Annotated in this window: 25 protein-coding genes; 11 read left to right on the forward strand and 14 right to left on the reverse strand. The window is 58.4% G+C overall.

Annotated elements, in window-relative coordinates:
* Nucleotides 1-6: 6 nt before the first annotated feature.
* The 7 genes from smc to VHB22_RS15755 all read left to right on the forward strand — a co-directional run bounded on the left by smc (nt 7) and on the right by VHB22_RS15755 (nt 6611).
* Complete coding sequence (smc, locus tag VHB22_RS15725) at nt 7-3468, forward strand: chromosome segregation protein SMC (protein WP_325457932.1); 3462 nt, start codon at nt 7-9, stop codon at nt 3466-3468.
* 91 nt (nt 3469-3559) lie between these two features.
* Nucleotides 3560-3874 carry a hypothetical protein gene (locus VHB22_RS15730; protein ID WP_325457933.1) on the forward strand — a complete coding sequence of 105 codons (315 nt, stop codon included), beginning with the start codon at nt 3560-3562 and terminating at the stop codon, nt 3872-3874.
* Between the two features lie 179 nt (nt 3875-4053).
* Nucleotides 4054-4452, forward strand: a complete 399-nt coding sequence (locus VHB22_RS15735; protein WP_325457934.1) for an AtpZ/AtpI family protein — start codon at nt 4054-4056, stop codon at nt 4450-4452.
* Between the two features lie 60 nt (nt 4453-4512).
* Nucleotides 4513-5229, forward strand: a complete 717-nt coding sequence (locus VHB22_RS15740; RefSeq protein ID WP_414652753.1) for a F0F1 ATP synthase subunit A — start codon at nt 4513-4515, stop codon at nt 5227-5229.
* 65 nt (nt 5230-5294) lie between these two features.
* A complete protein-coding gene (locus VHB22_RS15745) occupies nt 5295-5519 on the forward strand; it encodes a F0F1 ATP synthase subunit C (protein WP_013216842.1) in 225 nt (74 codons plus the stop codon).
* A gap of 34 nt (nt 5520-5553) precedes the next feature.
* Complete coding sequence (locus tag VHB22_RS15750; protein ID WP_325457936.1) at nt 5554-6111, forward strand: F0F1 ATP synthase subunit B'; 558 nt, start codon at nt 5554-5556, stop codon at nt 6109-6111.
* An 8-nt stretch (nt 6112-6119) separates the two neighbouring features.
* Nucleotides 6120-6611: a F0F1 ATP synthase subunit B gene (locus VHB22_RS15755; RefSeq protein WP_325457937.1), complete on the forward strand. Its 492-nt coding sequence runs from the start codon at nt 6120-6122 to the stop codon at nt 6609-6611.
* A gap of 76 nt (nt 6612-6687) precedes the next feature.
* Here VHB22_RS15755 and VHB22_RS15760 read toward each other — a convergent pair whose 3' ends face one another.
* Complete coding sequence (locus VHB22_RS15760; RefSeq protein WP_325457938.1) at nt 6688-7260, reverse strand: hypothetical protein; 573 nt, start codon at nt 7258-7260, stop codon at nt 6688-6690.
* 259 nt (nt 7261-7519) lie between these two features.
* Here VHB22_RS15760 and ispH point away from each other — a divergent pair, with 259 nt between their 5' ends.
* From ispH to rnhA, 3 genes are read left to right on the forward strand one after another with little or no spacing between them, the layout of a single operon-like run.
* Nucleotides 7520-8524 (forward strand): 4-hydroxy-3-methylbut-2-enyl diphosphate reductase, encoded by a 1005-nt coding sequence (gene ispH, locus VHB22_RS15765; protein WP_325457939.1) that lies wholly within the window; start codon nt 7520-7522, stop codon nt 8522-8524.
* Nucleotides 8525-8550: 26 nt separating this feature from the next.
* Nucleotides 8551-9522 (forward strand): homoserine kinase, encoded by a 972-nt coding sequence (locus tag VHB22_RS15770; RefSeq protein WP_325457940.1) that lies wholly within the window; start codon nt 8551-8553, stop codon nt 9520-9522.
* Entirely contained in the window at nt 9519-9992 is a 474-nt protein-coding gene (gene rnhA, locus VHB22_RS15775) for a ribonuclease HI (protein ID WP_325457941.1), read from the forward strand. The genes VHB22_RS15770 and rnhA overlap by 4 nt, the downstream gene beginning before the upstream one ends.
* A gap of 3 nt (nt 9993-9995) precedes the next feature.
* Here rnhA and VHB22_RS15780 read toward each other — a convergent pair whose 3' ends face one another.
* On the reverse strand, nt 9996-10493 hold the full coding sequence (locus VHB22_RS15780) for a peroxiredoxin (RefSeq protein WP_325457942.1): 498 nt from the start codon (nt 10491-10493) through the stop codon (nt 9996-9998).
* A 50-nt stretch (nt 10494-10543) separates the two neighbouring features.
* The gene (locus VHB22_RS15785; RefSeq protein WP_325457943.1) at nt 10544-11368 is read right to left on the reverse strand and encodes a protein-disulfide reductase DsbD domain-containing protein; all 825 of its coding nucleotides are present in this window, start codon (nt 11366-11368) and stop codon (nt 10544-10546) included.
* A 169-nt stretch (nt 11369-11537) separates the two neighbouring features.
* Between VHB22_RS15785 and VHB22_RS15790 the strand changes: the two genes are divergently transcribed.
* Entirely contained in the window at nt 11538-12155 is a 618-nt protein-coding gene (locus VHB22_RS15790) for a YqgE/AlgH family protein (protein WP_325458004.1), read from the forward strand.
* Between the two features lie 18 nt (nt 12156-12173).
* Here the strand turns inward: VHB22_RS15790 and VHB22_RS15795 are convergent, their stop codons facing one another.
* The 11 genes from VHB22_RS15795 to ctaD all read right to left on the reverse strand — a co-directional run bounded on the left by VHB22_RS15795 (nt 12174) and on the right by ctaD (nt 25165).
* Nucleotides 12174-15857 (reverse strand): EAL domain-containing protein, encoded by a 3684-nt coding sequence (locus tag VHB22_RS15795; protein WP_325457944.1) that lies wholly within the window; start codon nt 15855-15857, stop codon nt 12174-12176.
* A gap of 47 nt (nt 15858-15904) precedes the next feature.
* Nucleotides 15905-16519 (reverse strand): GNAT family protein, encoded by a 615-nt coding sequence (locus VHB22_RS15800; RefSeq protein WP_325457945.1) that lies wholly within the window; start codon nt 16517-16519, stop codon nt 15905-15907.
* A 7-nt stretch (nt 16520-16526) separates the two neighbouring features.
* Nucleotides 16527-17831 carry a pitrilysin family protein gene (locus tag VHB22_RS15805; protein WP_325457946.1) on the reverse strand — a complete coding sequence of 435 codons (1305 nt, stop codon included), beginning with the start codon at nt 17829-17831 and terminating at the stop codon, nt 16527-16529.
* On the reverse strand, nt 17831-19231 hold the full coding sequence (gene thrC, locus VHB22_RS15810; RefSeq protein ID WP_325457947.1) for a threonine synthase: 1401 nt from the start codon (nt 19229-19231) through the stop codon (nt 17831-17833). Before thrC ends, VHB22_RS15805 begins: the two co-directional genes overlap by 1 nt.
* Nucleotides 19232-19334: 103 nt before the next feature.
* Complete coding sequence (locus tag VHB22_RS15815; RefSeq protein WP_325457948.1) at nt 19335-20117, reverse strand: SURF1 family protein; 783 nt, start codon at nt 20115-20117, stop codon at nt 19335-19337.
* A 2-nt stretch (nt 20118-20119) separates the two neighbouring features.
* The gene (locus VHB22_RS15820; protein WP_325457949.1) at nt 20120-20512 is read right to left on the reverse strand and encodes a DUF983 domain-containing protein; all 393 of its coding nucleotides are present in this window, start codon (nt 20510-20512) and stop codon (nt 20120-20122) included.
* A gap of 144 nt (nt 20513-20656) precedes the next feature.
* On the reverse strand, nt 20657-21592 hold the full coding sequence (locus VHB22_RS15825; RefSeq protein WP_325457950.1) for a cytochrome c oxidase subunit 3: 936 nt from the start codon (nt 21590-21592) through the stop codon (nt 20657-20659).
* A 127-nt stretch (nt 21593-21719) separates the two neighbouring features.
* Nucleotides 21720-22334 (reverse strand): cytochrome c oxidase assembly protein, encoded by a 615-nt coding sequence (locus VHB22_RS15830; protein ID WP_325457951.1) that lies wholly within the window; start codon nt 22332-22334, stop codon nt 21720-21722.
* Nucleotides 22334-22498 carry a protein CoxF gene (locus VHB22_RS15835; protein WP_325457952.1) on the reverse strand — a complete coding sequence of 55 codons (165 nt, stop codon included), beginning with the start codon at nt 22496-22498 and terminating at the stop codon, nt 22334-22336. The genes VHB22_RS15830 and VHB22_RS15835 overlap by 1 nt, the downstream gene beginning before the upstream one ends.
* Nucleotides 22499-22509: 11 nt before the next feature.
* Nucleotides 22510-23433 (reverse strand): heme o synthase, encoded by a 924-nt coding sequence (locus VHB22_RS15840; protein ID WP_325457953.1) that lies wholly within the window; start codon nt 23431-23433, stop codon nt 22510-22512.
* 106 nt (nt 23434-23539) lie between these two features.
* A complete protein-coding gene (gene ctaD, locus VHB22_RS15845; protein WP_325457954.1) occupies nt 23540-25165 on the reverse strand; it encodes a cytochrome c oxidase subunit I in 1626 nt (541 codons plus the stop codon).
* Nucleotides 25166-25189 lie beyond the last annotated feature (24 nt).

Here is a 25189-nt window from a genome sequence, read left to right on the forward strand (position 1 = left end):
TACGTCATGAAAATTACTCGGCTCCGCCTTCTCGGATTCAAGTCCTTCGTCGATCCGACCGAACTCGTCATCGAGCCGGGGCTGACCGGGGTCGTCGGTCCGAACGGGTGCGGCAAGTCCAATCTGCTCGAAGCGCTCCGTTGGGTCATGGGCGAGACATCGCACAAGTCGATGCGTGCCGCAGCGATGGACGACGTGATTTTCGCAGGAACGACAGGTAGGCCCGAACGGCAAAGCGCCGAAGTCACCATGTTTCTCGACAATAGCGCCCGTAAGGCGCCTGCCGAATTCAACGACACCGATACGCTTGAAATTACCCGCCGCATCGAGCGCGAGGCGGGTTCAGCCTATCGGATCAACGGCCGCGAAGTGCGCGCTCGGGACGTCAAGGTTTTGTTTGAGGACGCAGCAACCGGTGCACGATCGCCGGCGTTGGTGCGCCAGGGACAAATCTCGGAACTCGTCAATGCCAAACCAGAGCAACGCCGCCGCATTCTTGAGGATGCTGCGGGCATTGCGGGCCTTCACACCCGCCGCCACGAAGCGGAGCTGCGCCTCAAGGCCGCCGAGGCCAACATCGAACGTCTGAGCGACGTGGTCGGGCAACTTCAATCGCAATCGGATTCATTGAAGCGTCAGGCCCGTCAAGCACGGCGTTACAAGGAGATTTCGAGCGAAATTCATCAGCAGGAAGCGCTGGCCATGCATTTGACGTGGCAGGAAGCGCAACAGAGCGTAGAGCGGGATGAAGCGGAACTCGCGAACGCTATGACCCGGCTTGGGTCCGCTACCGAAGCCGAAACGAAGGCGTTCAATGAGGAACTGCGCCTTGCCGAAGGGTTGCCTCCGCTTCGCGAGGCGGAGGCAGTCAAGGCCGCCGCGCTGGCACGGTTCAAGGTCGAGCAGGAAAATCTCGATCGTGAGGCGCAGCGAGCGGCTGATCGCGCGCGCGAACTGGAGGCCCGTGTCAAGCAGCTCGAAGCCGACCTGGCTCGCGAAACCGGCTTCATCCATGAGGCGAAGGAGACGCTGGTTCATCTCGACGCCGACCTTGCGGCGGTCAAGGAAGCAGATCTCAAGGCGGTTGACGAAGAGGCGGCTGAGCGTGCCAACTTAGAGCGCGCGGAGGCTCACAGGGTCGAGACGGATGCTCGTTTCGCCGACATCACACATCGGGCGGCCGAGGCACGCGCCAAACTCAAGAGCCTTGAGGAGGCGCTCAAAGAGCGCAAAGATCTTGTCGCGACGATCACGCGGCAGGTCGCGGCGTTAGATACTCAAATTGCGGACATCACGGCCAAGGCTCCGGACCGCGAACAAATCACGGATATTTCCGAGCGCGGGCAGTCTCTGGCGCAAGAAATTACCTCGATCGAGGCGCAGACACTCGCTGCCGAGGAACAGGTGAAGGCCGCGCAAGCGGAGGCGAAATCCCGTCGCGACGAGGCCCAGCGCGTACGGCTCGCAGCCAATGCTTTCTCGACCGAACGCGAGACGATCGCGAAGCTTCTAGCCGTTACGGACGAAGGCGCTTATCCACCGGCGGTCGATCAGATCCGAGTTTCTCCGGGCTATGAAACAGCACTTGGCGCGGCGCTTGGAGATGATCTCGAAGCCCCGCTGGAAATAGAAGCAAGCGTTCACTGGCGGCATCTTGACGTTCCGACCGAAGATTATGCCTTACCCGTCGAAGCCGAGCCGCTGGTCATGCACGTGCAGGCTCCGCAAGAGCTGACGCGGCGGTTGCGCCAGATTGGCGTGGTGCATCGGTCGGCGGGACCACTGCTGCAGCCGCACCTGAAGCCAGGTCAACGCCTCGTCTCCCTAGAGGGCGACCTCTGGCGTTGGGACGGCTTCGTTGCGGCGGCTGGCGGCGTCACTCCGGCTGCGCAACGGCTGGCGCACAAGAACCGCCTCTTGGAACTCGACCGTCGTGCTCAGGCAGTCCTCAACGAGGCGAAAGATACAATCGAGGCCGAGCGGGAGGCCGCCGAAGCCGCACAGAACGCGGAGGCGGAAGAGCGGCGGCTGCGCCAGCTTTGGCGTGAGAAGCAGAACGAGCTCGCGGGCGTTCGTCAGCAACTGACCGCGCTCGAAAAGCTCCAACGCGAAAGCGAAACACGGCTGGCCGCCGTCACCGCTCAGCGGGCCAAGGCCGATGAAGACCTGACCACCGCGCAAGCGCGCCACGTCGAGATCGAAGCGCATATTGTTACGATGAGCGAGGGCGAAGATCTCGAACCGCAACTCAAGGCAGCGCAGACGGAAGCTGAAGACGCGCGCCGGGAAGTTTCAGAAGCTCGTGTTCGGCTCGGAAGCATCGAACGGGACCGGCAGATTCGCGCCGAGCGGATACGTCATGCCAATGCAGATATCGCCCGCTGGCAGGGACGGCTCGCGAGCGCGGAGCAGCAAGTTCAGGCGCTGAAGGTCCGGTTGGCCGAAGCGCGTGGAGAAATCGAAGCCAATGCCGACCTGCCTCAGCGAATCGCCGCCCAGCGCGAGACGCTGCTTTCGGCTTTAGCGACCGCAGAACAGGAACGGCGCGAAGCGGCCGACGCGTTGGCAATCGCCGAAAATGCCATCCGTACAGCGACAGAAACGTTGAGATCGATTCAATCCGAAGTATCGGCGGCGCGCGAAGCGAACGCACGCATCGAAACGCGTTTGGAAGGCGCCCGGCAGCGCCGCCAGGAGGCGGCTCGGCATATTCGCGAGACCTTCGAGGTCGCGCCGGAGGATTGCCTCGCGATTGCGGCAGTATCGGAATTCACGACGATCCCGCCGCTTGCTGAGGTTGAAAAGCAGCTGATGCGTCTCAAGGCCGATCGTGAACGACTTGGCGGCGTCAACCTGCAAGCCGATGACGATTTGGTTGAAGTTTCGAAGCAGCTCGAAGGGATGTCGGCAGAGCGCGACGACCTGGAGCAGGGCATCACAAAGCTGCGGAGTGCCATTCAGCAGCTCAATCGCGAGGGTAAGGCCCGGCTCGATGAAGCGTTCACGACCGTAAACGGTCATTTCGAACGTCTCTTTACGCACCTTTTCGGAGGCGGCGAAGCACGTCTGGAAATGATCGAAAGCCCGGAAGATCCCCTGGAGGGGGGGCTCGAAATCATCGCCAAGCCACCTGGCAAAAAACCTGCGACGCTGTCCCTGTTGTCCGGCGGCGAGCAGACTCTGACTGCTCTGTCGCTGATCTTTGCCGTTTTTCTCACAAACCCGTCGCCGATCTGCGTGCTCGATGAGGTCGATGCACCGCTTGACGACGCGAACGTCGATCGCTTCTGCCGGCTGATGGAGCAGATGGCTAGCGAAACGGCGACACGCTTTCTTGTCATTACGCACCATCCTATGACCATGGCGCGCATGAACCGGCTGTTCGGCGTTACAATGGCCGAAAAAGGCGTTTCTCAGCTAGTTTCGGTCGATCTGCAGACGGCGCAGAGCTTCCGAGAGGCCAGTTAAAGCCCCAGTGCCATATCGATCAGCCCTAAATCGCAGGGAACCCCTGTTTGCGGGGATGCGTTCTCCATTCCTAAGGAAATGGAGGCCGTCTGTGACGAGACAACAGTATTCACCCACAAAAGGGGAAGTATTGAGTGCGACCGAAGCGCGGCAGGCTAGCCCGCGGAAAATGAATCTGCGCGTGCTCGTTATCTCGACAGCGCTGATCACCGTCATTTTTGCCGGCTTCGTCCTCGCTTTCTTGTATCAAACGCCACCCAGGATGGACGGTACGGATAAGACCGGCGTCATAAGCCATCCTGTGACGACAGTGCCACAAGAGGGGACCCCCTTGCCGAAGGTAAACGGCGCGGCTAATCCGGGGAGCGACGTCCAAAAACAGGAAACCACGCCACCCTCTCCCTAATGGGGCTTATGGCCATACGCTCCCGGCGTTCAGTGGACGCACGACTGCGCCCTTTCGCCATACCCGGGCAAGGGGCACATAGCCCCCATTTCCTTGACACCCTAAAACCCCCTATCTATGGTCCGCGCCGTCGATCTCCCGCAGCGGCCGGTTTTCCGCATTCCTGGATGGTTTGAACCATGTCAGACGATGGCAAGGGGCAATATCCGGAAAACGGTGAAATGAGCCCGGAAGACCGCGATGCTATCCGCAAGCGGTCTGCGGCACTTGGCCAGAAGCTCGATGCGCTCAAGGCGCAACGAGCTAAGGTCGAGCGGCCCGCGGCTCAGCGAAGCCAGTCCGATTTCGGGCCGGCTTTCAAGTTTGCTTCTGAGTTGATCGTCGGAGTTGTCGTCGGCGGCGGGCTTGGCTGGGCGCTGGATAGGCAATTCGGTACGGCGCCGTGGCTCATGATCGTCCTGGTCATCCTCGGGTTCGCCGCTGGTCTGTTGAATGTCGTCCGCGCTGCCCAAGAAGCGCAGACAAAAAACGAGCCGCTGCAAAAAGCGGCGCCGTCAGTCAAAGATGACGACGAATGAGAGGCAGGGGGTAGGAGCTTGGCTGCTGAAGTTGCTGGAGGAACCGCTCATCACGGACCGATGGAGCAGTTCGAGATCCACAAGATCTTCTCGCTTAATCTGTTCGGCCACGACGTTTCGTTCACGAACTCGGCGCTGATGATGGTCATCGCGTTGGCGCTGATCTCGGGCTTCATGATCTTCGCGATGCGCTCGCGCTCTTTGGTGCCCACGCGGGTGCAGTCGCTCGCCGAGGTCTGCTATGAATACGTCGCCGGAATGGTCAAAGAGAACCTCGGCGAAGAGGGGATGAAGTTTTTCCCCTGGGTCTTCTCGATCTTTATTTTCGTTCTAGTCCTCAATTTCGTCGGCTTGATTCCCGGCGTCTTTACTGTGACGAGCCATATCATTATCACCTTCGCGCTCGCTGCGATGGTGTGGATCACCGCCACCCTCGTCGGCTTTTGGAAGCACGGCTTCAAGTATCTCAAGCTTTTCGTTCCCGATGGCGTTCCGTTTTGGCTACTCATCGTCATCGTGCCGATCGAACTTATCTCCTATTTCATCCGGCCTATCAGCCACTCAGTGCGTCTCTTCGCGAACATGATGGCGGGACACACCATGCTCGAAGTGTTCGCCGGATTTGCCGTGATGCTTCCTTGGTGGGGCAAGATCGCTCCGGCCGGTTTCATGGTGGCATTTACGGGCCTCGAGGTTCTGGTCGCCTTTCTGCAGGCGCTGATCTTCACGGTGCTGACCTGCATCTATCTGAATGATGCTATTCACATGCATCACTGATCAGAGGCGGTTAGGGCCGCTTCGGAAATTCCAACACAAAAGCTACAGCAAAGGGAGACTTTGAAATGGATCTTCAAGCAGCGAAGATGATCGGCGCGGGCCTCGCGTGCAGCGCGTTGATCGGCGCGGGCGTCGGCATCGGCAATATCTTCGGAAACTATCTGTCGGGCGCCATGCGCAACCCGTCTGCCGCTCCTGGCCAGTTCACGAACCTTCTGATCGGCTTCGCTCTTGCCGAAGCAACGGGCCTCTTCGGCCTCCTGATCGCGCTCATCATTCTTTACGGTTGAGATTGAGCGTAGCTCTTTAACCGGAGGCCAGGAGATGTTTGCCGGCACGACATTGTTGCTCGCGGTTGCTGCCGAAGCGGCCGAGGGCGCTGCCAAATCCGAAGGGTTGCCGCAGCTCGATCCGAATTACTTCGCGCCACAGCTTTTCTGGCTCGCGGTCTGTTTCGCGCTCCTCCTGTTCATAATGAGCAGGATTGCGTTACCGCGCGTGGGCGACGTCATTGATGAGCGACGTGATCGGGTCAAGCGCGATCTCGATGCTGCGGGCCGCCTTAAGGCGGAAACCGACAAGGCGCTCGCGGATTACGAAAAAGCCTTGGCCGATGCTCGCGGCAATGCTTCCAATATTGCGAAAGAAACGCGGGGTAAGCTCGCCGCTGAGACCGATGCCGAACGTCAACGCGTCGACGCGCAGCTCGCGGTGAAGCTTCAGAACGCAGAGGCGCGCATTGCGGAAACCAAGAGCAAGGCCGTCTCGGCAATTGGCGAGATCGCAACGGAAACGGCGCGCGCCGTCGTGGCAAAGCTCATCGGGCAGGATGTTTCGCCCGATGAAATCAAAAAAGCGCTTCAGCCGGCCCCAGGTGAGTGAGGATAACCATGTTTGATCCTAACAATCCGCTCTTCTGGGTGCTCGTCGCATTTTTGGCGTTCGTTGCGCTGGTGCTCTATTACAAAGTGCCGGGCGCGATCACAAAAATGCTCGATGATAGGGCTGACGCGATCCGCAAGGAACTCGACGAGGCCCGTAAGCTGCGAGAAGATGCGCAAGCGCTTCTTGCAGACTATCAGCGTAAGGCGCGGGAGGCCGAGACCGAGGCGCGGACCATTATCGACCAGGCTAAGCGGGAAGCGGAAGCCCTCGCTGCTGATGCACGCAAATCCTTGGCGGAAAGCCTTGAGCGGCGTTCAAAAATGGCCGAGGAGAAGATCGCACGGGCGGAGTCGCAAGCACTCAGTGAGGTTCGCGCCACGGCCATTGGATCGGCTATCAGCGCGGCTCAGGAAGTCTTGAAAAAGCGCACGGTTGGGGCCGTTGGCGACGAGCTGATCTCTCAATCGATTAAAGATTTGCGGGGCAAACTGAATTAAAAGTTTCGCATGACGGAGATTAAAAAAGCCAGGCGTTACGGTCTGGCTTTTTTTGTGATCGTCGGAACCCCTTTGATCAGCCGGTTCCGGAAGGGCGGCTGTCAAATCCTATGATGAGCTCAAATTCACCGGGCCTCGAACCTTCAGGGACTGGAAAGCTCACCGTGTGGACAGCGGAGAAGTAACTTATGGGTTTATCCGTGCCCACGTTGACATCGACCTTCACGGAGTCGGTCGCGACCTGCTGCTGCTTCGAATCGTGAACCACGACAATCACTGGGAGCGAAAGAGAACCCGCCTGACCTTTTGGCCCAAGCAGAACGCGTCCGGAGAAGCCGTATTTGACGATGACACGCCCCGGCTCGATTTGGCATTCGCGAGCCGTTTTCGTGATCTCGCCGCGCTGAGTGACTGAGAGCGCGTCTCCGACGTGGCCCTGTTCGTAGTAGGTGATGTAGTTGTCGTGCGGCGCAATTCTCAGGCGCGGACAACCGGCTTCTACCTCGCCGACGTTCGTGCTTCCCGTCGCATTCGAATCGCCCGCCTTGGCAGCATCGAGGAGTTTGTCCTCCGATACCGACGAGATTTCCGAGCCAGACGATCCACTGCCAAACATGCCGCCGCCTAATCCAGAGGTCAGAGACGACATCCCGCAGCCTGTAAGTGCGGCTGTGGAAAAACATATAGAAACGAGCGCGAATGCACGCGTGGGCGCGACCCAATAGCCACGCCCAAGCTTCGCTTCCCCTTGATTTAGGCGCTGACGACCCGAATTGTGCAACGACATCCCCCGTGGTTGCGAAACCCGGCCCCTTGTATTGTCTAAAAAGGACCGTACCATCCACCTCAACCGGCATCCAACTGCATTTTCAGATGCGGTGGATGAGTATAAAGAACTGCGTTCTTCCATGTCCGGCCTTAACCAAGTCGAAGTGACCGTGCCCAAGCCACCGCTCAAGATCCTGCTCGCTGCGCCCCGCGGCTTTTGTGCCGGCGTCGACCGCGCAATCCAGATCGTAGAACAGGCTTTGACCAAATTCGGCGCGCCCGTCTACGTCCGACATGAAATCGTACACAACCGCTACGTTGTGGAGTCCCTGAAAGCCAAAGGCGCCGTTTTTGTGAAGGAACTCGACGAGATTCCGGATACTACTCAACCCGTGATCTTTTCAGCACACGGTGTTGCTAAAGCGATTCCGGAAGCCGCGAAAAACCGAAATATGTTTGTCGTCGATGCGACGTGCCCACTGGTGTCGAAAGTCCATATGGAAGCGGCGCGGCATCATGAGCAAGGTCGAGAAATCATTCTCGTCGGACATGCAGGGCATCCGGAAGTCGTGGGAACGCTGGGGCAGCTTCCACCGGGTGCAATTCATCTCGTCGAATCAGTTGAGGATGCGCGGGCCTTTGCCCCACGCGACTCATCGAAACTTGCTTACGTGACACAAACGACGTTGTCGCTCGATGATACGGCAGAGATCGTCGCTGTCCTCAAAGAGCGATTTCCGGGCATCGGCGGCCCGGTGAAGGAAGATATCTGCTACGCCACGACCAATCGTCAGAACGCCGTTAAAGCGCTTGCTCCTCAAATCGACGGGCTGATCGTCGTTGGGGGCCCGAAGAGTTCCAACTCCTTGCGCTTGGTGGAAGTCGCTTCCCGCGCGGGATGTAAGTTCTCGTTTCTCGTCGAGCGTGCGGAGAATATCCCGTGGTCTCATCTTGAGGGCGCGGAAGCTATCGGAATTACAGCCGGAGCTTCGGCGCCAGAAGTCATCGTCGAAGAAGTTGTCGAAGCTATTCGCGAGCGTTACGACGTGATCATAGAGGTGGTCACGACTTTGGAAGAGCGTGTCACTTTCAACGTGCCGCGTCAGGTCCGGGTAATACACGCCCCGGCCGAGCAGCGTTCGTAGACCACCATTCGGCGTGCGGGACAGTCATGGCGGTCTATACTGAAGTTGGCGACGAAGAGCTTGCGCACTTCATTGAGCGCTACCGACTGGGTGATCTCTTATCGTGCAAGGGAATCGCAGAGGGCGTCGAAAATACCAATTACCTTGTGCATACGACTAAGGGCACCTTCATTCTGACGATCTACGAGAAGCGCGTCGATCCGAACGATCTGCCGTTTTTTCTCGGTCTTATGGAGCATCTTTCCGCGCGCGGTGTGACGTGCCCTCTGCCTGTGCGCGATGTGAGCGGTCGCGTCTTGAATGAGCTTGCCGGTCGACACGCCGCGTTCGTGACTTTCCTCGAAGGCATGTGGCCCAAGCGACCGAAGGTCGAACATTGCCTGGAGCTCGGAAAGGCCCTCGCGCTAATGCACATCGCCGGAGAGAACTTCTCGCTTCGCCGCGATAATGCTCTCGGACTGCGAGGGTGGCGGCCGCTGTTCGATAAATTCTCGGCGCGAACGGATGAAATTTCCGGCGAGCTAGGGCAACTGGTCGAAAGAGAGCTTAGCTTTCTCGAAGCGTCCTGGCCGACCGATCTTCCGCAAGGCGTTATTCACGCCGATCTCTTTCCCGACAACGTCTTTTTCATCGGCAAAAAACTTTCGGGCCTGATCGACTTCTATTTCGCGTGCAACGACGCACTCGCGTACGATATCGCAGTCTGTCTCAACGCATGGTGTTTTGAAGCGAATTTCCAATTCAACGCCACCAAGGGCCGCGCGTTGCTCAGGGGCTACAATAGCGTGCGCCAGCTAAGCAGCAAAGAATTAGAGGCAATGCCGACGCTTGCGCGCGGTGCTGCGACGCGTTTCCTGTTGACGCGCAGCTATGACTGGCTGAACACGCCCGACGATGCGCTCGTCGCGCGCAAGGATCCTATCGACTATGTTCGCCGGTTACGTTTCCACCAGTCGGTCGAGTCGGTCGGCGATTATGGCTACGAACAGGCACGATGAGCAGCGATCTTCCCAGTGTTCTTGCGTATAGTGATGGCGCCTGCTCGGGAAATCCTGGTCCCGGGGGCTGGGGCGCGGTGCTGATCTCGGGCAAGCACCGCAAGGAAATCAGCGGCGGCGAAGTCCTGACGACCAACAATCGCATGGAACTTTTGGCTGCAATCTCGGTCCTGAAAGCCCTGAAGAAGCGCAGCAATGTCGACCTCTATACCGACAGCGCCTATGTCAAGAACGGTATTACTGGTTGGATTCACGGTTGGAAGAAAAACGGCTGGCGAACGGCCGACAAGAAACCAGTGAAGAATGTAGAGCTCTGGCAGGAGCTGGATGCGCTTCGCAGCAAACACAATGTCGAGTGGCACTGGCTCAAGGGCCATGCCGGGCACCCGGAGAACGAGCGGGCCGACGAACTCGCCCGCATTGCCATGGCACCATATAAGCTGGCACCGCTCCCGGGCGATCGTGGTTGAGCGCTAAAGTGAGCAGTCGATCATAGAACAAAGGTTTGCGGCGCTTGATTTCTCTGCAACCGGAGGCGTGTCCTCGACGTTCAGAACCTTAACGACGCCATCGTCGACCAACATCGCATAGCGTTTGGATCGTATCCCTAGACCAAAATTCGACAGGTCGATGTGTAGGCCGATCGCCCGAGCGAAATCTCCTGAACCATCAGCGAGCATCTCGATTTTTCCTGTCGCGCCCGTGTCTTTAGCCCAATTCGTCAGAACGAAAACATCGTTGACGGCCGTGCAGGCGATAGCGTCGATACCCTTCGCTTTGAACTCGTCGACACGTCCGACAAAGCCGGGCATGTGGTTATTTGTGCACGTTGGCGTGTAAGCGCCGGGCACCGCGAACAGTGCAACTTTTTTTCCGGAAAACACCTCGGAAACTGTCTTAGGCTCGGGACCGTTGGCGCCCATCACCGTAAACTTCATCTCCGGCAGTTTGTCTCCGACTTGGATGGACATTGGGGTTCCTCGTTCTAATTTCTATTGGAGCTGTCGCCGCGCTGTAACGGCTATTGGAGTGTGATTGTCGTCTCGGATTGACCTTTGTCGTCGACCATAGTGACTGTCAGAGGCTTGCCTTTCAAATCCTTGATATCGACCCCGTCCGTCAGACTAACTTCGAACACGGCTTTGCCCGCTTCATCAGCCGAGCGCTTCGGCAGGGGAATATACGTTCCGTCCTTTGCGGTGACGAACGCATCGGCGCCTTTTGCCGATCCGGTCGCGACCTTCAAAATCAGCTTCGGTTTTCCCGATGACCGGTCAACGCGCCAAGTTTCAAGCTTCGGATCGATGCCGGCGCGGGGATGAGCCTGCGGCACCTGCGCCAATGTCTGCGTTAGCTCGGCTGATGCGCCTACATCGGGCGGAACCACTACCTTGAATTCGACTTCAGCCGGGATGCAAATATCCTTGCATAGGCCATAGTCGACCTTGGCCTGGAGGACGATGGCTTTGCCCGGATCTTTCGGCGCCAGTTTGACCGGAAAGATCACGTGATCCTTATAGCCTACCGCGTCTCCAGCTTTGTCGTGAAGGCGATGCGGGGCCGGATAAAAAACCTCGGCGTTGGCGAGGTTTTGCGATCCCTGCCAATCGAATTCGGGTGGGACACCGCCGGCGTCGCCCGGAGCCTGCCAATAGGTTTTCCAACCCGCTGGCATTGCAACTTCAACGCCCGCGTAAAGCTCTTTACGGCCATCGATGCTCGCGCGTCCCGCAACCAGCCTCGCCTGTGTGTTATAACCCTTGACCCAATCCGAAGCGACCGGGGCTACTGGATCGCTCCACGCTGTCGTTGTGCTCAACAACAGGAGCGCAATGCTTAATTTCATCACGGCGGGTGCCCTTTAAATTACAAATTCGAAACCTGCCGAAATTCGGCGGTAATGATTTTCTGTACTTACCTATATTAGGCTCAAAAGGGTGTCTTGTTACATTGGCAAGGACTGGCTCCTTTCGACCATCTTCACGGCGCCGTTCTATCGGATTAGTCTTCCTGCCATGAAGCCAATCCGTCAGAGGGGTCGTGCCGAAGGCTCCGATATCAAGCTTGAAGGGCAACTGCTCATTGCAATGCCTGCGATGTCCGATCGCCGGTTTCAGCGTTCGGTCATATATATGTGCGCGCATTCTCCGGAAGGGGCGATGGGCCTCATAATAAACCAGCGTGCCGATCACATCACCGCTCCCGATTTGCTCGAAAGGCTTGGTATCTCGCCGCGTAATCCGGACGATGAAATTAATAGCGAAATACTGTCGCTCTCAATCCAGGTCGGCGGTCCGGTCGAAACGGGCCGCGGGTTCGTGCTGCACAGCTCCGATTATTTTTCGGAGGATTCAACTCTCGCCATCGAACACGACGTTTGTCTGACTGCGACGATCGATATTTTGAAAGCGATCGCACATGGGCGCGGCCCGAGCCGCGCCTTGCTCGCTCTCGGCTATGCCGGATGGTCTCCAGGGCAGCTCGAAACTGAGATGCAGGATAACGGCTGGCTGCATTGTCCGGCCGATCCCGATCTCATCTTTGATGAAGATCTCGAAAACAAGTATTCGAAAGCCCTGGCGAAGATCGGGATCGATCTCTCACATCTCGTCAATGACGCGGGCCACGCTTAAGAGGCGTGGGACAATAATCTATCCCTTCGAGGCGATTTTCGGCTCCGGCCTCGGTGCGGGACCGCCCGACGTCTTCGGCACCGGCTCGCCGCCCGCGAGGCGGGCGAGACTTGCCGCAATCGACGGTGGGAGTGTCGAGAAGTCGGGCTGCTGTGTCGTTTCATTGGGCGGCGGAGACATCGCCCCGTTCGTCCGAGGGGTTGCTGCTGCCTCAACCGGAGACACGGAATTCCCGTTTCTCTGTGGTTGGGCTGTGCTTGCGGGCGCCGGTCGCCCAGTGGTTGGTGTTGCGCTCGCGGCGCGCGCGAGGGCCTCGGAGAGGGGCGCCATGATGTTAGGCGGTGAAGCGGTGACGGGCGGTTTGGATGGCGACCCAATGCCCGGCGCGGATGTCGATCCGGCCGCAGGTGAAACCGGTGCGGCGTGGCCGTTGACCGGGGGCTTGGGATTGTGTCTCGGCGAGGTGCCAGACGTGCGTTCGATATTTTGTAGCAACTCCGGCGGTAATGCGGGCACAGCGGCTGGAGACTTTAGCGGTCCGCCCGCTGTTGCTGGAGTCCGCGCCGGACCAGCTTGTCTCGAAGGCATCAATTGTGGCGCAGGCTTATTCGTAGCTGAACCGTTCGCCGGGGCCTTACCTTCAGCCTTCTGACGGTGCCGGACGACCGAACCTTGCGGCAGAGCAGCAGGTTTGACGGGCACGGGAGCACCCGTTGACGGCGTTATCACCTTCTCACCCGCCAGGGGCTTTGCGGCAGCCAATGCGGCGCGTGCGGCCTTTGCCTTCGCTCGCTTGCCAGCACTCCGGAATTTGGGACGGAAGAAGCCGCGCGGCTGCATCTTTCGTTCCGAGCGACGCACCATCTTGAGAAGCTGCACGACAGCGCGTTCTGGGATCGGTTCGCCAAAATGGTAGCCTTGTGCATATTCGCAGCCTATCGACCGCAGAAATGTCGCTTGATCGGCGCGCTCGACGCCATCCGCGACCACAGCCTTCGAAAGCTCGTGTGCGAGCGCCACCATCGAGCGCATGACTGCTGCGCCCGCTGCCGTTCCACTGCTGCGAACCAGTTCACGGCAAATCTTGATGGTGTCGAAGGGGAAGCGATTGAGATAGGCGAGCGAAGAATAGCCCGTACCAAATTCGTCGAGAGCGAGTTCGGCACCGGAGGCATGGAGGACCTTCAGGACCTCGGCTGCCTGCTCGGGATTATCCATTACGACGTTTTCGGCGATCTCAAGTCTGAGCGTTCCGGCCGGCACCGTATTGCGGCCGAGGATCTGGCGAATTTCCTGAATCGATTCCGGACGCAAAATCTGCGGACAAGAGATGTTCACAGTTACGAAAAGAGGTCTTTCGGGACGATGGAATTCGCTTAGCCAGCGGGCCGCATCCTTGGCAGCGCGTAACAAGACATAGCTATTGACCTTGACCATCGCACCGGCATCGCCTTCAGACCCAATCACGGAAGACGGATTCACGAGACCGAGCTTTGGATGTTCCCAACGGACAAAGGCTTCGAACCCTGCAAGTTCTTTCGTCGGCAGATAAACGATCGGCTGATAGAGAACCTTGAGTTGTCCTTTCTCAATCGCCTTTCCGAGCTCGGCGCCGGTGTTCTGTTCGCGATCGCGACGCATGCCCGGCTCGAAAATTTCGATGCGATCAGCACCGGTTCGCTTGGCCCGGTACATCGCAAGCTCAGCATCTTTCAATAGATCGTCGTCGGGGCCACGGGCTTCATCCCAGACGGCGAGGCCAATCGAGCCTGTGAGGATGACCTCCTGATTGGCCAGCGGAATCGGGGCTCTGAGTGAGCGGCGCACGCGTTCAGCAACAGCGGATAAATTTCGGGCCTCGCGCTCTCCGATAAACAGCATCGCAAATTGATCTCCGCCCACTCTTGCGACGGTGTCATGCGGTCCCAGATGACGCTGCAGGCGACGGGCGACGGTCAGGAGCAGGCTATCGCCCCGGACAAGACCAAACGACGAGTTGATGCTCTTAAACTTGTCGAGGTCGATAAAGATGACGGCCGGCTTAACGTGGTTTTCCGTTTTAGCGCGAGCAATAACGCCCTTCAGGCGATCGAGGAACAGCTCCCGATTGGGAAGTCCGGTCAGACTGCAATGTACGGCGTCATGAAGAAGACGCTCATGGGCGCGTTTCATGTCCGAAACGTCGCGCAGCAATCCCACGCAACGGAGCGTTCGCCCATCCGAGTTCGGAACACTCGCGGCTTCGAGTTCAAACCAGCGCCAGCTATTGTCCGAATGCCGGAGACGGAAATCAGTGCGGATCCTCACGCCGGAGCGCTCCTGTACCGACATCAACATGACGCGGAAGCGCTCTTTGTCCGTCGGGTGTACGTGCCGCAGGAAATCGTCGACTTTGCTGGACAATTCTCCGGGCATCAGAGAGAGCGCTATTTCAACCTCAGGGCTAACTTTGATCTCATCGCGACGGATGTTCCATTCCCACACCGTCGAGCCTGACGCCGCGAGCGCGAGAGATCTACCCTGCAATTCGGTGGGCGCTCCCGCATAAGCTGCGTCGGATGATCTGAAGGCGAACTGCGTGACCGTAAAGCCCATCAGAATCACGACCAGAACAAGACCGGCGATGAGACTCGAGACGACGATATCGCCCGACATCCGGCCGCTGAGCGTCATGCCGGTCGCAAAGATCCAAACGAGTAACAGCAGCCATGTCGGTACGAGCGACAACGCACGATCCTGCCCTTTGAAAGCCAGAAAAAGCGTGAACAAGCCGCCCACGCCGCCGATCAAAAGGAACGACAGCCGGGCGAAAGTCGCGGCTAGACGCGGATCGATGACGGCGACGGCGATGAGCGTCAGCTGCGCCACCATCCAGACACCGATCATCATCCTTACGACGCCGTGCCATAGGCCCAGACGCAGGAACGTCGAAAGGAAAATTACAAAGCTGGATGCCATCGCGGCTTCGCCCGCCGCACGATAGACCGCGTTGTCCTCCGGTCGCAGATTGAACAGCTTATGGAAGAAGCCGAAATCGACGCAGAGATAATTCAAGACCGTCCAGGCGACGAGTGCGGCGGCCGGAAAGATCAGCTTGTGATTTGCGGCAAAAATGGATGTCAGAAAGATCGCCAGCAGGCCCGTCAGACCAAGCATCGCGCCGTTGAACAACTGCCGGTCACGACTCTTGATTTCGTAGTCGATCGGCTTCCAAAGATAGAGACGCGCAAAGTGCTCGCCTGCGAGTTCCGCAACATAGGTAATCGTTTGCCCCGGTTCGAGCGTGATGCGGAATACGTCCGCCTTGTCATTCTTGATACGTTCGGGGACGAAGCCGACGGAAGGCGTTACGCTTTCGATGCGGCGGGCATCGAGGTCGGGCCATACCGTGCCGGAACCAACGAGCGAATAACGATCTGCCGTCAGCAACCGTTCAAGCGATTTGTCGGTCTTGTTGGTTAGCGCGAACACCATCCAATTTGGGCTGGTGCCGGGGACCGAGGCTCGGACGGTCATGCGACCGGAGACGCCGTCCTGACCGGCAGCCGTCTCGACCTGCAGACTATCGCCGCGCCCCTCGTAAGCTTCACCGAGCGTCGTGATCTCGATGTGGTCCTGATCTTCCTGGACGGGGATCGGCGTTAGAGCTTCGGCACGGCTTGCCAAACTCAGCGTCCACATGACCGAGACGACCAAGGCCATCAGCCAGATCGTTAAACGGTTCGTTGTTCTCCGTCCCCCCATGAGCTTCAAGACCCTCCGCTTTCGCGTGGGGCAGCGGAGAGCGATGCAGCGTTAACCCGTGCATAAAGCAAATGATCTTCCCACCGTCCGTTGATCTTGAGGTACGAACGCGCCAGCCCCTCGCGCTCAAAACCGCAAATTTCAAGGACACGGATGGATGCGGCGTTGTTGAGCATCGTCGCCGCCTCGATCCGATGCAATCGGAGTGGACCGTACGCGACGGGCAGAAGGGCCATGACGGCATCCCGCATATAGCCTTGCCCGGCGTAGGGCGCGCCCATCCAATAGCCCAGCGACGCAGTCTGCGCTGATCCTCTGCGCACATTTGACAAAGTCAGGCCGCCCACGAGCGCGCCCGAGGCGCTGTCGAAAATGAAATAGGGATAGGAGACGTCGTCGCGAACGTCTTTCGCGTAGGCGCGAAGCCGGCGCCGATACATCGTCCGCGAAAGATCGTCGTGCGCCCAGGTCGGCTCCCAGGGCGTCAGATGTGCGCGGCTCAACGCTCGCAGCTCTGCCCATTCGGCATAATCGCCGGTCAACGGTTGGCGTAATACGACGTTGCGGCCACGAAAGCCGTCAAAATCTTCTTCCGAGCGGGTTGCACGAAGAAAAGCCACGGCGTTCTTACCTCGATCCCTGCTCAGTCATAGCATCAGAGCCAGCCGGCGTGAACAATGCCGCAACGCGCGTCGCTTGTGCCGTTGACTTTCGGCCCGAGCCGATCACGGCGACAGTCGCGGGTTTGTCTTTGAGGCTGCCGGCGAACTCTCTTATCCGTTCGCGATCAACATTCTCGACCTCATCGATCAGCTCGGAGGTCGCAACAAACCGCCCCTGCGCGAGGAGTTGTCTCGCCATCTGCTCGGCGTTGACGGACGAACTTTCAAGCGCCGTCAGCAGGCCGGCTTTCAGCTGGGCTTTGGCGCGAAGCAACTCGGCATCGGTCGGACCGGAGTCGGCGAGCGCGGTCAGCTCTTGAGCGACCACGGCAGCGAGCCCTTCGACCATTTCAGGCGCAGTTGCGGCATGCACAGCCAGCATTCCCGTATCCTTTACCCCCCACACCGTCGAGTAGATCGAGTAGCAAAGTCCGCGATCTTCTCGGATCTCCTGAAACAGACGGGATGACATGCCGCCGCCGAACAGTCCGGAGAAAACCTGCGCAGTATAAAAAGCTGGGTCCAAGCACGACGGCGACGGCAGTCCTATCAGAACGTGGCTCTGTTCAAACGGCTTCGCCGACGCCGCAAAGCCGCCCCGATATTGCGCCTGCGACTCGGTTTCACGGTGCCTCTGAGTGAGCCCGCCGAATAGGGCCTCAACGTGGCGGACGATGTCCCCATGATGGACAGCTCCGGCAGCGGAAACGACCATAGCTTCGGGAAGATAATGCTCGGCAAGGTAAGAGCTTAGGTCGGCCGCGCGGAATCGTCCGACGCTTGCCTTCGTACCCAGAATAGGCCGGCCGATAGCCTGGCCGGGGAAGGCCGCGCTTTGCATCAGATCAAAGATAATGTCGTCCGGATTGTCGTCGGTGGCCGCGATCTCCTGTTGGATGACGACCCGTTCGCGATCCAGATCTTCCTTCGCGAACTTTGAGTTGAGCAGTATGTCGGCGATGAGTTCCAACGCCACGTTCTCGTCGCCCTTGAGAACCCGCGCGTAGTAAGCGGTCGTATCCAGACCCGTCGACGCGTTGAGATCACCGCCCACGCTTTCGATCTCTTCCGCAATCATCCTAGCCGTACGTCTCTTCGTGCCTTTGAAGGCCATATGCTCTAGGAAATGGGAGAGCCCATGCTGGTCGTCGCGTTCATGACGAGATCCGACCGCAACCCATACGCCAAGCGATACCGTTTCAAGGTTCGGCATTCTTTGCGTCGCAACGCGGATGCCATTGGCGAGCGTCGTCAGCTCGGTGGTTGTCATCAGGCGGTTCCTGTAGCGACGCGACAATGCTTCAGGACAAAATCCTGTACGGCAGACAAGCTATTGGGCAATGTCTCAAACCTTTCCGCATCGGTCATCAGATGCGCCATGTGAGAAGGAAGGTTAGGTCGCGCCCCGGTGATTGCCTCTATGGCATCGGGAAATTTCGCAGGGTGTGCGGTCGAGAGCACGACGGTATTTCCTTCGGCTGCAACACGTTCCGCGGCAACGAAAGCGCACGCGGTGTGCGGATCGAGCACATAGCGATACTTTGACTTCACGCCGTTTATGGCGGTCGACACGTCTCTTTCGGAGGCAGAAACGGCGGCAAAATCAGATTGAAGCTGCGGCCACACACGACCGAGTTCGAAGCGTTCGGTCGCAATGAGCGAGGCCATCGCGCTGCGGACGAAATCGCTATCGCGGTCAGACGCTTCGAATAGGTAGCGCTCGAAGTTGGAGGAGATCTGAATGTCCATCGATGGCGACGTGGTTGCGACGACGCCTTTCATCGCATAGACGCCCGTTTCCACGGCACGCGGAAGGATATCATTCTCGTTCGACGCGATAATCAGCTTTTCGATCGGAAGCCCAAGGCGCTTTGCGACGTAGCCTGCGAAGATGTCACCGAAATTTCCGGTCGGAACGGCGAATGACAGCGGCTTTCCATTTGCGTCGAGCCGCGACGCCGCCCAGAAATAATAGGTGACCTGTGCGACGATGCGGGCCCAATTGATCGAGTTGACGCCAGAAAGTTCGACGCGATCGCGGAAAGCGTGATCGTTGAACATCGCCTTGACGAGTGTTTGGCAATCGTCAAACGTGCCGCGAACCGCAACCGCGTGCACATTCGCTTCTTTCGGCGTTGTCATCATGCGCCGCTGCACATCCGAAACGCGTCCTTCCGGAAACAGGACGACAACGTCCACGCGCTTCGATGAGCGGAATGCTTCGATTGCGGCGCCGCCCGTATCACCTGATGTTGCGCCGACGATCGTTGCCCGCGCGTTTCGCTTCTCAAGCACGTGGTCCATCAGGCGCGCCAGAAGCTGCATCGCAACGTCCTTGAACGCGAGCGTCGGACCGTGAAAAAGCTCCAGGACCATCAGCCCGGGCTTTAGTTCGACAAGCGGCGTCACGTCCGGCGTATCGAAGGTCGCATAGGCTTCGGCCGCCATGCGATGAAGTTCGGCGCGGGAGATTTCGTCGCCGGTGAACGGATGGATGACGTCGACCGCGATCTCGACGAAGGACTTCGTTCTGAACGACGCGATCGTATTGGCTGGCAATGTCGGCCAAACCTCCGGCACGTAAAGTCCGCCGTCGCGCGCAAGCCCCGCGAGAAGAACATCCTCGAACCCGAGCGTATCCGCTCCACCCCGCGTAGAAATATATTTCAAAGTCACGATCTTTCAGCCGACGAATTAACGAGCGATGCCAAACCTAGTGGTGCCAATGGACAGGAACAAGCCATTGGCGCAACGGCGGGAATTTTGGCTTACCTTACTGTTTTCTTTGCTCTTTTTGATTTTTAAGCCGCTCCCGGGCAAATACCGCGAAGACGCCGATGAGGGCTACTGCCAAGCTGTACCATGTGATGACGTACTGCAGGTGGGAATTGGGCAGGTGGATTTCCGTCGTACCCCCCTTCGGCCAGCCGCCTGGATTAGGCGGCGATGCGTCGGCGTCGATGGAGAACGGTGCATAAGCTTGGTGTTTTTCCGAGGAGAACTTGAGAGGCGTCGGCGGCCCCTGAGCCCCCCATTGCATGGCGTCGAGATCGCGCCAGTACCAGCGGTTGCCGGCGTAGTCGTTATCAGGCGTGAACCAGCCTCTGTGTTCGGGCAGGCGTACCAAACCCGTTACCGTTACCGGCCCCGAAACCTGCCCTTCCGCACGTTTCGACGGATCTCTGAGTTCGTCCGGAACCCAGCCCCGATTGACGAACACCGGAGGCAAGCCGCCTTCCGGCTTTAACAATGTGTAGACGTGCCAACCTTGAGCAGCGGTCGTTGGCGCGTACAGATAGAGCTCTCTGCCGTAGTCGAAGGTACCGGTCACACGGACATGGAGGTATTCGACGTCTCCATCTTTAACGTATTTCGCCAAGGCTTCCGGATAGGACACAGGCGCGGCGGTGGTTCGGGCCGAGATCTTCGCTATCAACCCTTCTTTCCAGGCCTTACGATGCCATTGCCAGTTTCCAAGGCCGATTAGGACCGGCAGCAACGCCAATGTCAAAAGCGTGGGTACAATCAGACCTGCGGCGCGCCAACGTGCGAACATCTTTACTCCTTGGCGAGGCGGCCTTCCTCGGCCTTGTTCTTGAACTGTAAAGCGATCAACGTCGCCTTCAGAAAACGCAGGAGAAAAACGGCGAAGATCGGCGTGAGAACGCCCCACAGCAGGACATGCACCCACCACGGAACGCCGAATTTAAACTCGGCAATGAGCGCGCCGCCGACGCACAGGACGCCGAGAATGAAAATTCCGAAGACGGCGGGTCCATCACCGGTATCGACGAACCGATAGTCCAGGCCGCATTGATCGCATCGCTCGCGCATATTGAGCAGACGGGAAAAAAGCTTTCCCTTTCCACAGCGCGGGCAGCAGCACTTCAAACCGACAACCAGGGGCGAGACGGACGAGCTTGAGTTGGGCACCTGGGCCTCGATTCTCATTTTTCCAATATTGCAAAGTAGTCGTCGAGCGGCGGCAGTCGCGAAGGGAAGATTATCCTTTGGGACCTTCCGAAAACAGGAGAGGCGACCAAGGGCCGCCTCCCGCATACTCTGAACCTACTTCATCCACAATTAGCCACAGGGCTACTCGGCACCGGGCGCGAGCGGGCCTGCGCCCCAAACGTAGATGCAGGCAAAGAGAAACAGCCAGACGACGTCGACGAAGTGCCAATACCAAGCCGCTGCTTCAAAGCCGAAGTGCTGCTGCGGCGTGAAGGCGCCTCTGAGAGCACGGATAAGGCAGACGAGCAGGAAGATCGTACCAATGATCACGTGCGCGCCGTGGAAGCCCGTCGCCATGAAGAATGTCGAGCCATAGCTGTGACCGGCATAGCTGAAGCCGGCGTGGCTATACTCGATCGCCTGGCAGGCGGTGAACGTCAGGCCCAACAGAACCGTCAAAATGAGGCCAATCACAAGACCGCGGCGGTCGTTCTTCAAAAGCGAGTGATGAGCCCACGTAACCGTGCAACCAGACGTCAACAGGATGAGCGTGTTAACAAGCGGCAGGCCCCACGGATTGAAGGTGTGTTTGAAAAAGCCCGGGATGACTGCGGCAGTTTCAGCGGGCGCCGGCGGCCAATGACCACCATAGAGTTCGTTGCGCGTGGTCATTCCGACCATCTGACCAGCGTTGTTCATGAGCTGGTGGACATCGCCCGGGAACAAGGCGTTGTCGAAATATGCCCAGAACCAAGCGACGAAGAACATCACCTCAGAGGCGATGAACATGATCATGCCGTAGCGCAAGTGAAGCTGCACGACCGGCGTCTGATAGCCTTGATTAGCTTCACGGATGATGTCTAGCCACCATGACCATGCACAGGCGATCAGAGCAACCATACCGATTGCGAACAGATACGGCCCCTTGATCCCGAGCACACCTTCACCATCGACGTGCGTGCGCATCCAGGCGATTGCGCCGATGGCCGTAGCCAATGCCGCCATAGACGATAGAAGCGGCCAAGGGCTTGGGTTTACCAGGTGATAGTCATGATGCTTCACGTGCGAGTCTGCCATTTCAGTCTCCGTCGTCCCCGTTCGTACTCCCAGATCGAAATCTTAAATCTCGTTCGGGCTCGCGCCCGGACAATTTTCGATCCCGTTTCTTTTGGTCTTGTTTCGTTATGCCGAACTTCTGTTACTCCTACCCTCCCGACTTCGCAGTGCGAGAAGTATTGTCAGCCGTCGCACTCGCAACGGGATAGAAAACATAAGACAACGTCACGTCGGTCAGGATGTTCGTGTCGGGGTCGTCCGCCATCTTTGGATCGACGAAGAACGTCACCGGCATTTCGACCGTCTGGTGCGGCTTGAGGGTCTGCTCATTAAAGCAAAAGCAGGCGATCTTCTTGAAATAAATGCCCAGCGCTTCGGGCGTGACATTGTATGCGGCTTGCCCGGTTACGGTTTTATCGGACAAATTCGTCGCGCGGAAAAACGCCAGCGCCGTCTCACCGACCTTGACATCCATCTTGGTGACTTCGGGTTCGAATTTCCACGGCAGGTTTTGCGCGACGCTGCCGTCGAAACGAACGGTCATGGTACGATTGAGAACTTTGGCGGTGTTGCTGGTCGCACGCTGCGTCGTGCCACCATATCCGGTCACGCTGCAAAACATTCGATAAAGCGTGGGCGAATAGGCCGTGATCGCCCCCATGACGGCGAGCGCTCCCAAGCAAATGGTGACGACCCGTCGATTGTTGCGAGAGGCCTTCGCTGCGTTTTCACTATCGGACTGCACGTCTCTCGCCTTCGTCATCAATACACGCCATTCGCTACGTTGCCGCCAAGCCGAACAATTGTGGCGACGTAGAATGCGAAAACCATAAAACCGAGGGTCAAAGCGATCGCAATAGAGCGGCGGCGCCGTATCCTATCGGCGGCCTCTTCGGATTGCTTCTTGTCCTTCGCGTTGTCGCTCATTGGGTTAGGTCTCAAACCAGGACACGACTGACCAGCGCTTCGACGAAAAGCGTTGCGAACAAGCCGTACAGGTAAAGTATCGAGAACAGGAACAGACGGCGCGCCGCCGTATCGGCCTCACGCCCTTCCGTGGTGAAGTAAACGCGGATCGCAAGCGCCAAAAACACGATGCCGAGAGCGACCGAGAGAGCGAGATAAGCCAATCCGCCGAGACCCACGAAGTAAGGCACTACTGCCAGGGGAACCAGCAGAATGGAATAGATCAGGATCTGGCGCCGCGTTTCTTGCGGACCGGCAACGACAGGGAGCATCGGGACCCCGACGCGCTCGTAGTCGCGGCAACGGTAGAGGGCCAGGGCCCAGAAATGTGGCGGAGTCCACATGAAGATGATGAGAAACAGCAGAATGCTTTGCAGGCTGATGTCGCCCGTCACGGCGGCCCAGCCGATCATTGGCGGGAAAGCACCTGCGGCACCTCCGATCACGATGTTCTGCGGTGTCCGGCGTTTCAACCACATCGTGTAGACGAAAATATAGAAGGCAATCGTCAGTGCGAGCAGGGCACCAGCCGTCCAGTTCACCAGGACGCCAAGCGTCAGGACGGATCCGACGGCCAACACCCCGCCGAAGCTCAATGCCTCGTCCGGCGTGATCCGACCTCTGGGCAGCGGACGCGCGGCAGTGCGCGCCATCCGGGCATCGATGTCGGCGTCGTACCACATATTCAGCGCGCCCGAGGCGCCGGCCCCGATAGCGATCGCGATAATGGCAATGCTGCCAAGAACCGGATGAATGGGCGCGGGCGCCGCCAGCATGGCCGCGAGAGCCGTAAAAACGACAAGAGCCATGACGCGCGGCTTCATCAATTGAATGAAATCGCCGACGCTAGGCTCCAGGACCAAATCAGCCTGGCCGATTTCGCTTTGAATACTCATTGCTGGTGCGTGCCTGCGTCCATCGCGTTCGAGCCGTCACTTTTTTCTAGCGAGAGCGGCGGGCTTGCGTTTGCATACCCGCCGCTGAACCGCTTGCCGTGACCGATCAGTGGTGATCAGTTGCCGCGATCCGCGGCAGCGTTTCATAGGAGTGGAACGCCGGCGGCGACGGCAAAGTCCATTCGAGTGTCGTGGCGCCAACACCCCACGGATTGCTTGCCGCTTTCTCTTTGCGGATGAAGTAGGCGTAGAACATCGCAAAGAGGAACACCAGGAGACCGGCGGTCGTGATGTACGAGCCGATCGACGAAACACGGTTCCAGAAAGCAAACGCCTCAGGATAATCAGCGTAGTGGCGCGGCATGCCAGCCAAACCAAGGAAGTGCTGCGGGAAGAACAGAATGTTTGCGCCGACGAACGTCAGCCAGAAGTGCAGCTTTCCGAGGAATTCATTGTACATGTAGCCCGACATCTTCGGGAACCAGTAGTACCAGCCCGCGAAGATCGAGAAGACTGCACCGAGCGACAGCACGTAGTGGAAGTGCGCGACGACGTAATAGGTATTGTGCAGCGAACGGTCGATACCAGCATTCGCACACATAACGCCTGTCACCCCGCCGACGGTAAACAGGAAGATGAAGCCCAGAGCCCAAAGCATCGGGACGCGGAACTGGATCGAACCACCCCACATCGTCGCAATCCAGGAGAAGATCTTCACGCCCGTGGGGACGGCAATAACCATCGTCGCGAACATGAAGTAGGCTTGCGTGTCGACGCTCAGACCGGCGGTGTACATATGGTGCGCCCACACGACGAAGCCGACAAGACCAATCGCGACCATTGCGTAGGCCATCCCGAGATAACCGAAGATTGGCTTTCTCGAGAAGGTCGAGACGATATGGCTGATCATGCCGAAACCCGGCAGGATGAGAATGTAAACTTCCGGGTGGCCGAAGAACCAGAACAAGTGCGCATAGAGCAACGGATCGCCACCACCAGCCGGGTCATAGAAGGTCGTGCCGAAGTTGCGGTCCGTGAGCAGCATCGTGATCGCACCGGCTAGAACCGGCAGCGACAGAAGCAGCAAGAAGGCGGTGACCAGCACCGACCAGGCGAACAACGGCATCTTGTGCAGTGTCATGCCCGGAGCGCGCATATTGAAAATGGTCGTAATGAAGTTGATCGCGCCAAGGATCGAGGACGCACCCGCCAAGTGCAAAAAGAGGATCGCGAAATCGACGGACGGGCCCGGATGCCCGATCTTGCTCGACAGCGGCGCAACAAGAATCCAGCCCGTACCTACGCCATCGGCATCGGCCGTTCCCGGCACAAACAGCGAAATCAGAAGCAGGATCATCGCGGCCGGCAGCAGCCAGAACGAGATGTTATTCATGCGCGGAAAGGCCATATCCGGCGCGCCGATCATCAACGGGACAAACCAGTTGCCGAAGCCGCCAATCATCGCCGGCATGACCATCAAGAAGACCATGAAGAGGCCATGCCCGGTGACGAATACGTTATAAACGCCGGGATTGGCGAAGTACTGCAAGCCGGGCTCCTCAAGCTCCAGCCGCATCATCAAAGACAGAAACACGCCGATGCAGCCCGCCACGATCGCGAACAGCAAGTACATGGTCCCAATGTCTTTGTGATTTGTCGAACAGAACCAGCGTCTAAAAAAACCCGGTGCGTGATCGTGACTGTCGCCCTCTGCGTATGCCGTGCTTCCCATAATCCTAGAGCCCTTGTCCCGGAA

It is taken from the genome of Hyphomicrobium sp. (genome assembly GCF_035548195.1).
Classification (GTDB): domain Bacteria; phylum Pseudomonadota; class Alphaproteobacteria; order Rhizobiales; family Hyphomicrobiaceae; genus Hyphomicrobium_B.

What these genes read in the sequence shown, in the direction of transcription:
- VHB22_RS15795 (WP_325457944.1), bottom strand. Translation starts at nt 15,857, where the DNA reads ATGGCCTTGGTCGTCTCGGTCATGTGGACGCTGAGTTTGGCAAGCCGT.
- VHB22_RS15755 (WP_325457937.1), top strand. Translation starts at nt 6,120, where the DNA reads ATGTTTGATCCTAACAATCCGCTCTTCTGGGTGCTCGTCGCATTTTTG.
- VHB22_RS15825 (WP_325457950.1), bottom strand. Translation starts at nt 21,592, where the DNA reads ATGGCAGACTCGCACGTGAAGCATCATGACTATCACCTGGTAAACCCA.
- VHB22_RS15820 (WP_325457949.1), bottom strand. Translation starts at nt 20,512, where the DNA reads ATGAGAATCGAGGCCCAGGTGCCCAACTCAAGCTCGTCCGTCTCGCCC.
- VHB22_RS15750 (WP_325457936.1), top strand. Translation starts at nt 5,554, where the DNA reads ATGTTTGCCGGCACGACATTGTTGCTCGCGGTTGCTGCCGAAGCGGCC.
- VHB22_RS15780 (WP_325457942.1), bottom strand. Translation starts at nt 10,493, where the DNA reads ATGTCCATCCAAGTCGGAGACAAACTGCCGGAGATGAAGTTTACGGTG.
- VHB22_RS15770 (WP_325457940.1), top strand. Translation starts at nt 8,551, where the DNA reads ATGGCGGTCTATACTGAAGTTGGCGACGAAGAGCTTGCGCACTTCATT.
- VHB22_RS15815 (WP_325457948.1), bottom strand. Translation starts at nt 20,117, where the DNA reads ATGTTCGCACGTTGGCGCGCCGCAGGTCTGATTGTACCCACGCTTTTG.
- ispH (WP_325457939.1), top strand. Translation starts at nt 7,520, where the DNA reads ATGTCCGGCCTTAACCAAGTCGAAGTGACCGTGCCCAAGCCACCGCTC.
- VHB22_RS15785 (WP_325457943.1), bottom strand. Translation starts at nt 11,368, where the DNA reads ATGAAATTAAGCATTGCGCTCCTGTTGTTGAGCACAACGACAGCGTGG.
- smc (WP_325457932.1), top strand. Translation starts at nt 7, where the DNA reads ATGAAAATTACTCGGCTCCGCCTTCTCGGATTCAAGTCCTTCGTCGAT.
- rnhA (WP_325457941.1), top strand. Translation starts at nt 9,519, where the DNA reads ATGAGCAGCGATCTTCCCAGTGTTCTTGCGTATAGTGATGGCGCCTGC.
- VHB22_RS15745 (WP_013216842.1), top strand. Translation starts at nt 5,295, where the DNA reads ATGGATCTTCAAGCAGCGAAGATGATCGGCGCGGGCCTCGCGTGCAGC.
- VHB22_RS15805 (WP_325457946.1), bottom strand. Translation starts at nt 17,831, where the DNA reads ATGACAACCACCGAGCTGACGACGCTCGCCAATGGCATCCGCGTTGCG.
- VHB22_RS15830 (WP_325457951.1), bottom strand. Translation starts at nt 22,334, where the DNA reads ATGACGAAGGCGAGAGACGTGCAGTCCGATAGTGAAAACGCAGCGAAG.
- ctaD (WP_325457954.1), bottom strand. Translation starts at nt 25,165, where the DNA reads ATGGGAAGCACGGCATACGCAGAGGGCGACAGTCACGATCACGCACCG.
- VHB22_RS15760 (WP_325457938.1), bottom strand. Translation starts at nt 7,260, where the DNA reads ATGTCGTCTCTGACCTCTGGATTAGGCGGCGGCATGTTTGGCAGTGGA.
- VHB22_RS15835 (WP_325457952.1), bottom strand. Translation starts at nt 22,498, where the DNA reads ATGAGCGACAACGCGAAGGACAAGAAGCAATCCGAAGAGGCCGCCGAT.
- VHB22_RS15790 (WP_325458004.1), top strand. Translation starts at nt 11,538, where the DNA reads ATGAAGCCAATCCGTCAGAGGGGTCGTGCCGAAGGCTCCGATATCAAG.
- VHB22_RS15740 (WP_414652753.1), top strand. Translation starts at nt 4,513, where the DNA reads ATGGAGCAGTTCGAGATCCACAAGATCTTCTCGCTTAATCTGTTCGGC.
- VHB22_RS15735 (WP_325457934.1), top strand. Translation starts at nt 4,054, where the DNA reads ATGTCAGACGATGGCAAGGGGCAATATCCGGAAAACGGTGAAATGAGC.
- VHB22_RS15840 (WP_325457953.1), bottom strand. Translation starts at nt 23,433, where the DNA reads ATGAGTATTCAAAGCGAAATCGGCCAGGCTGATTTGGTCCTGGAGCCT.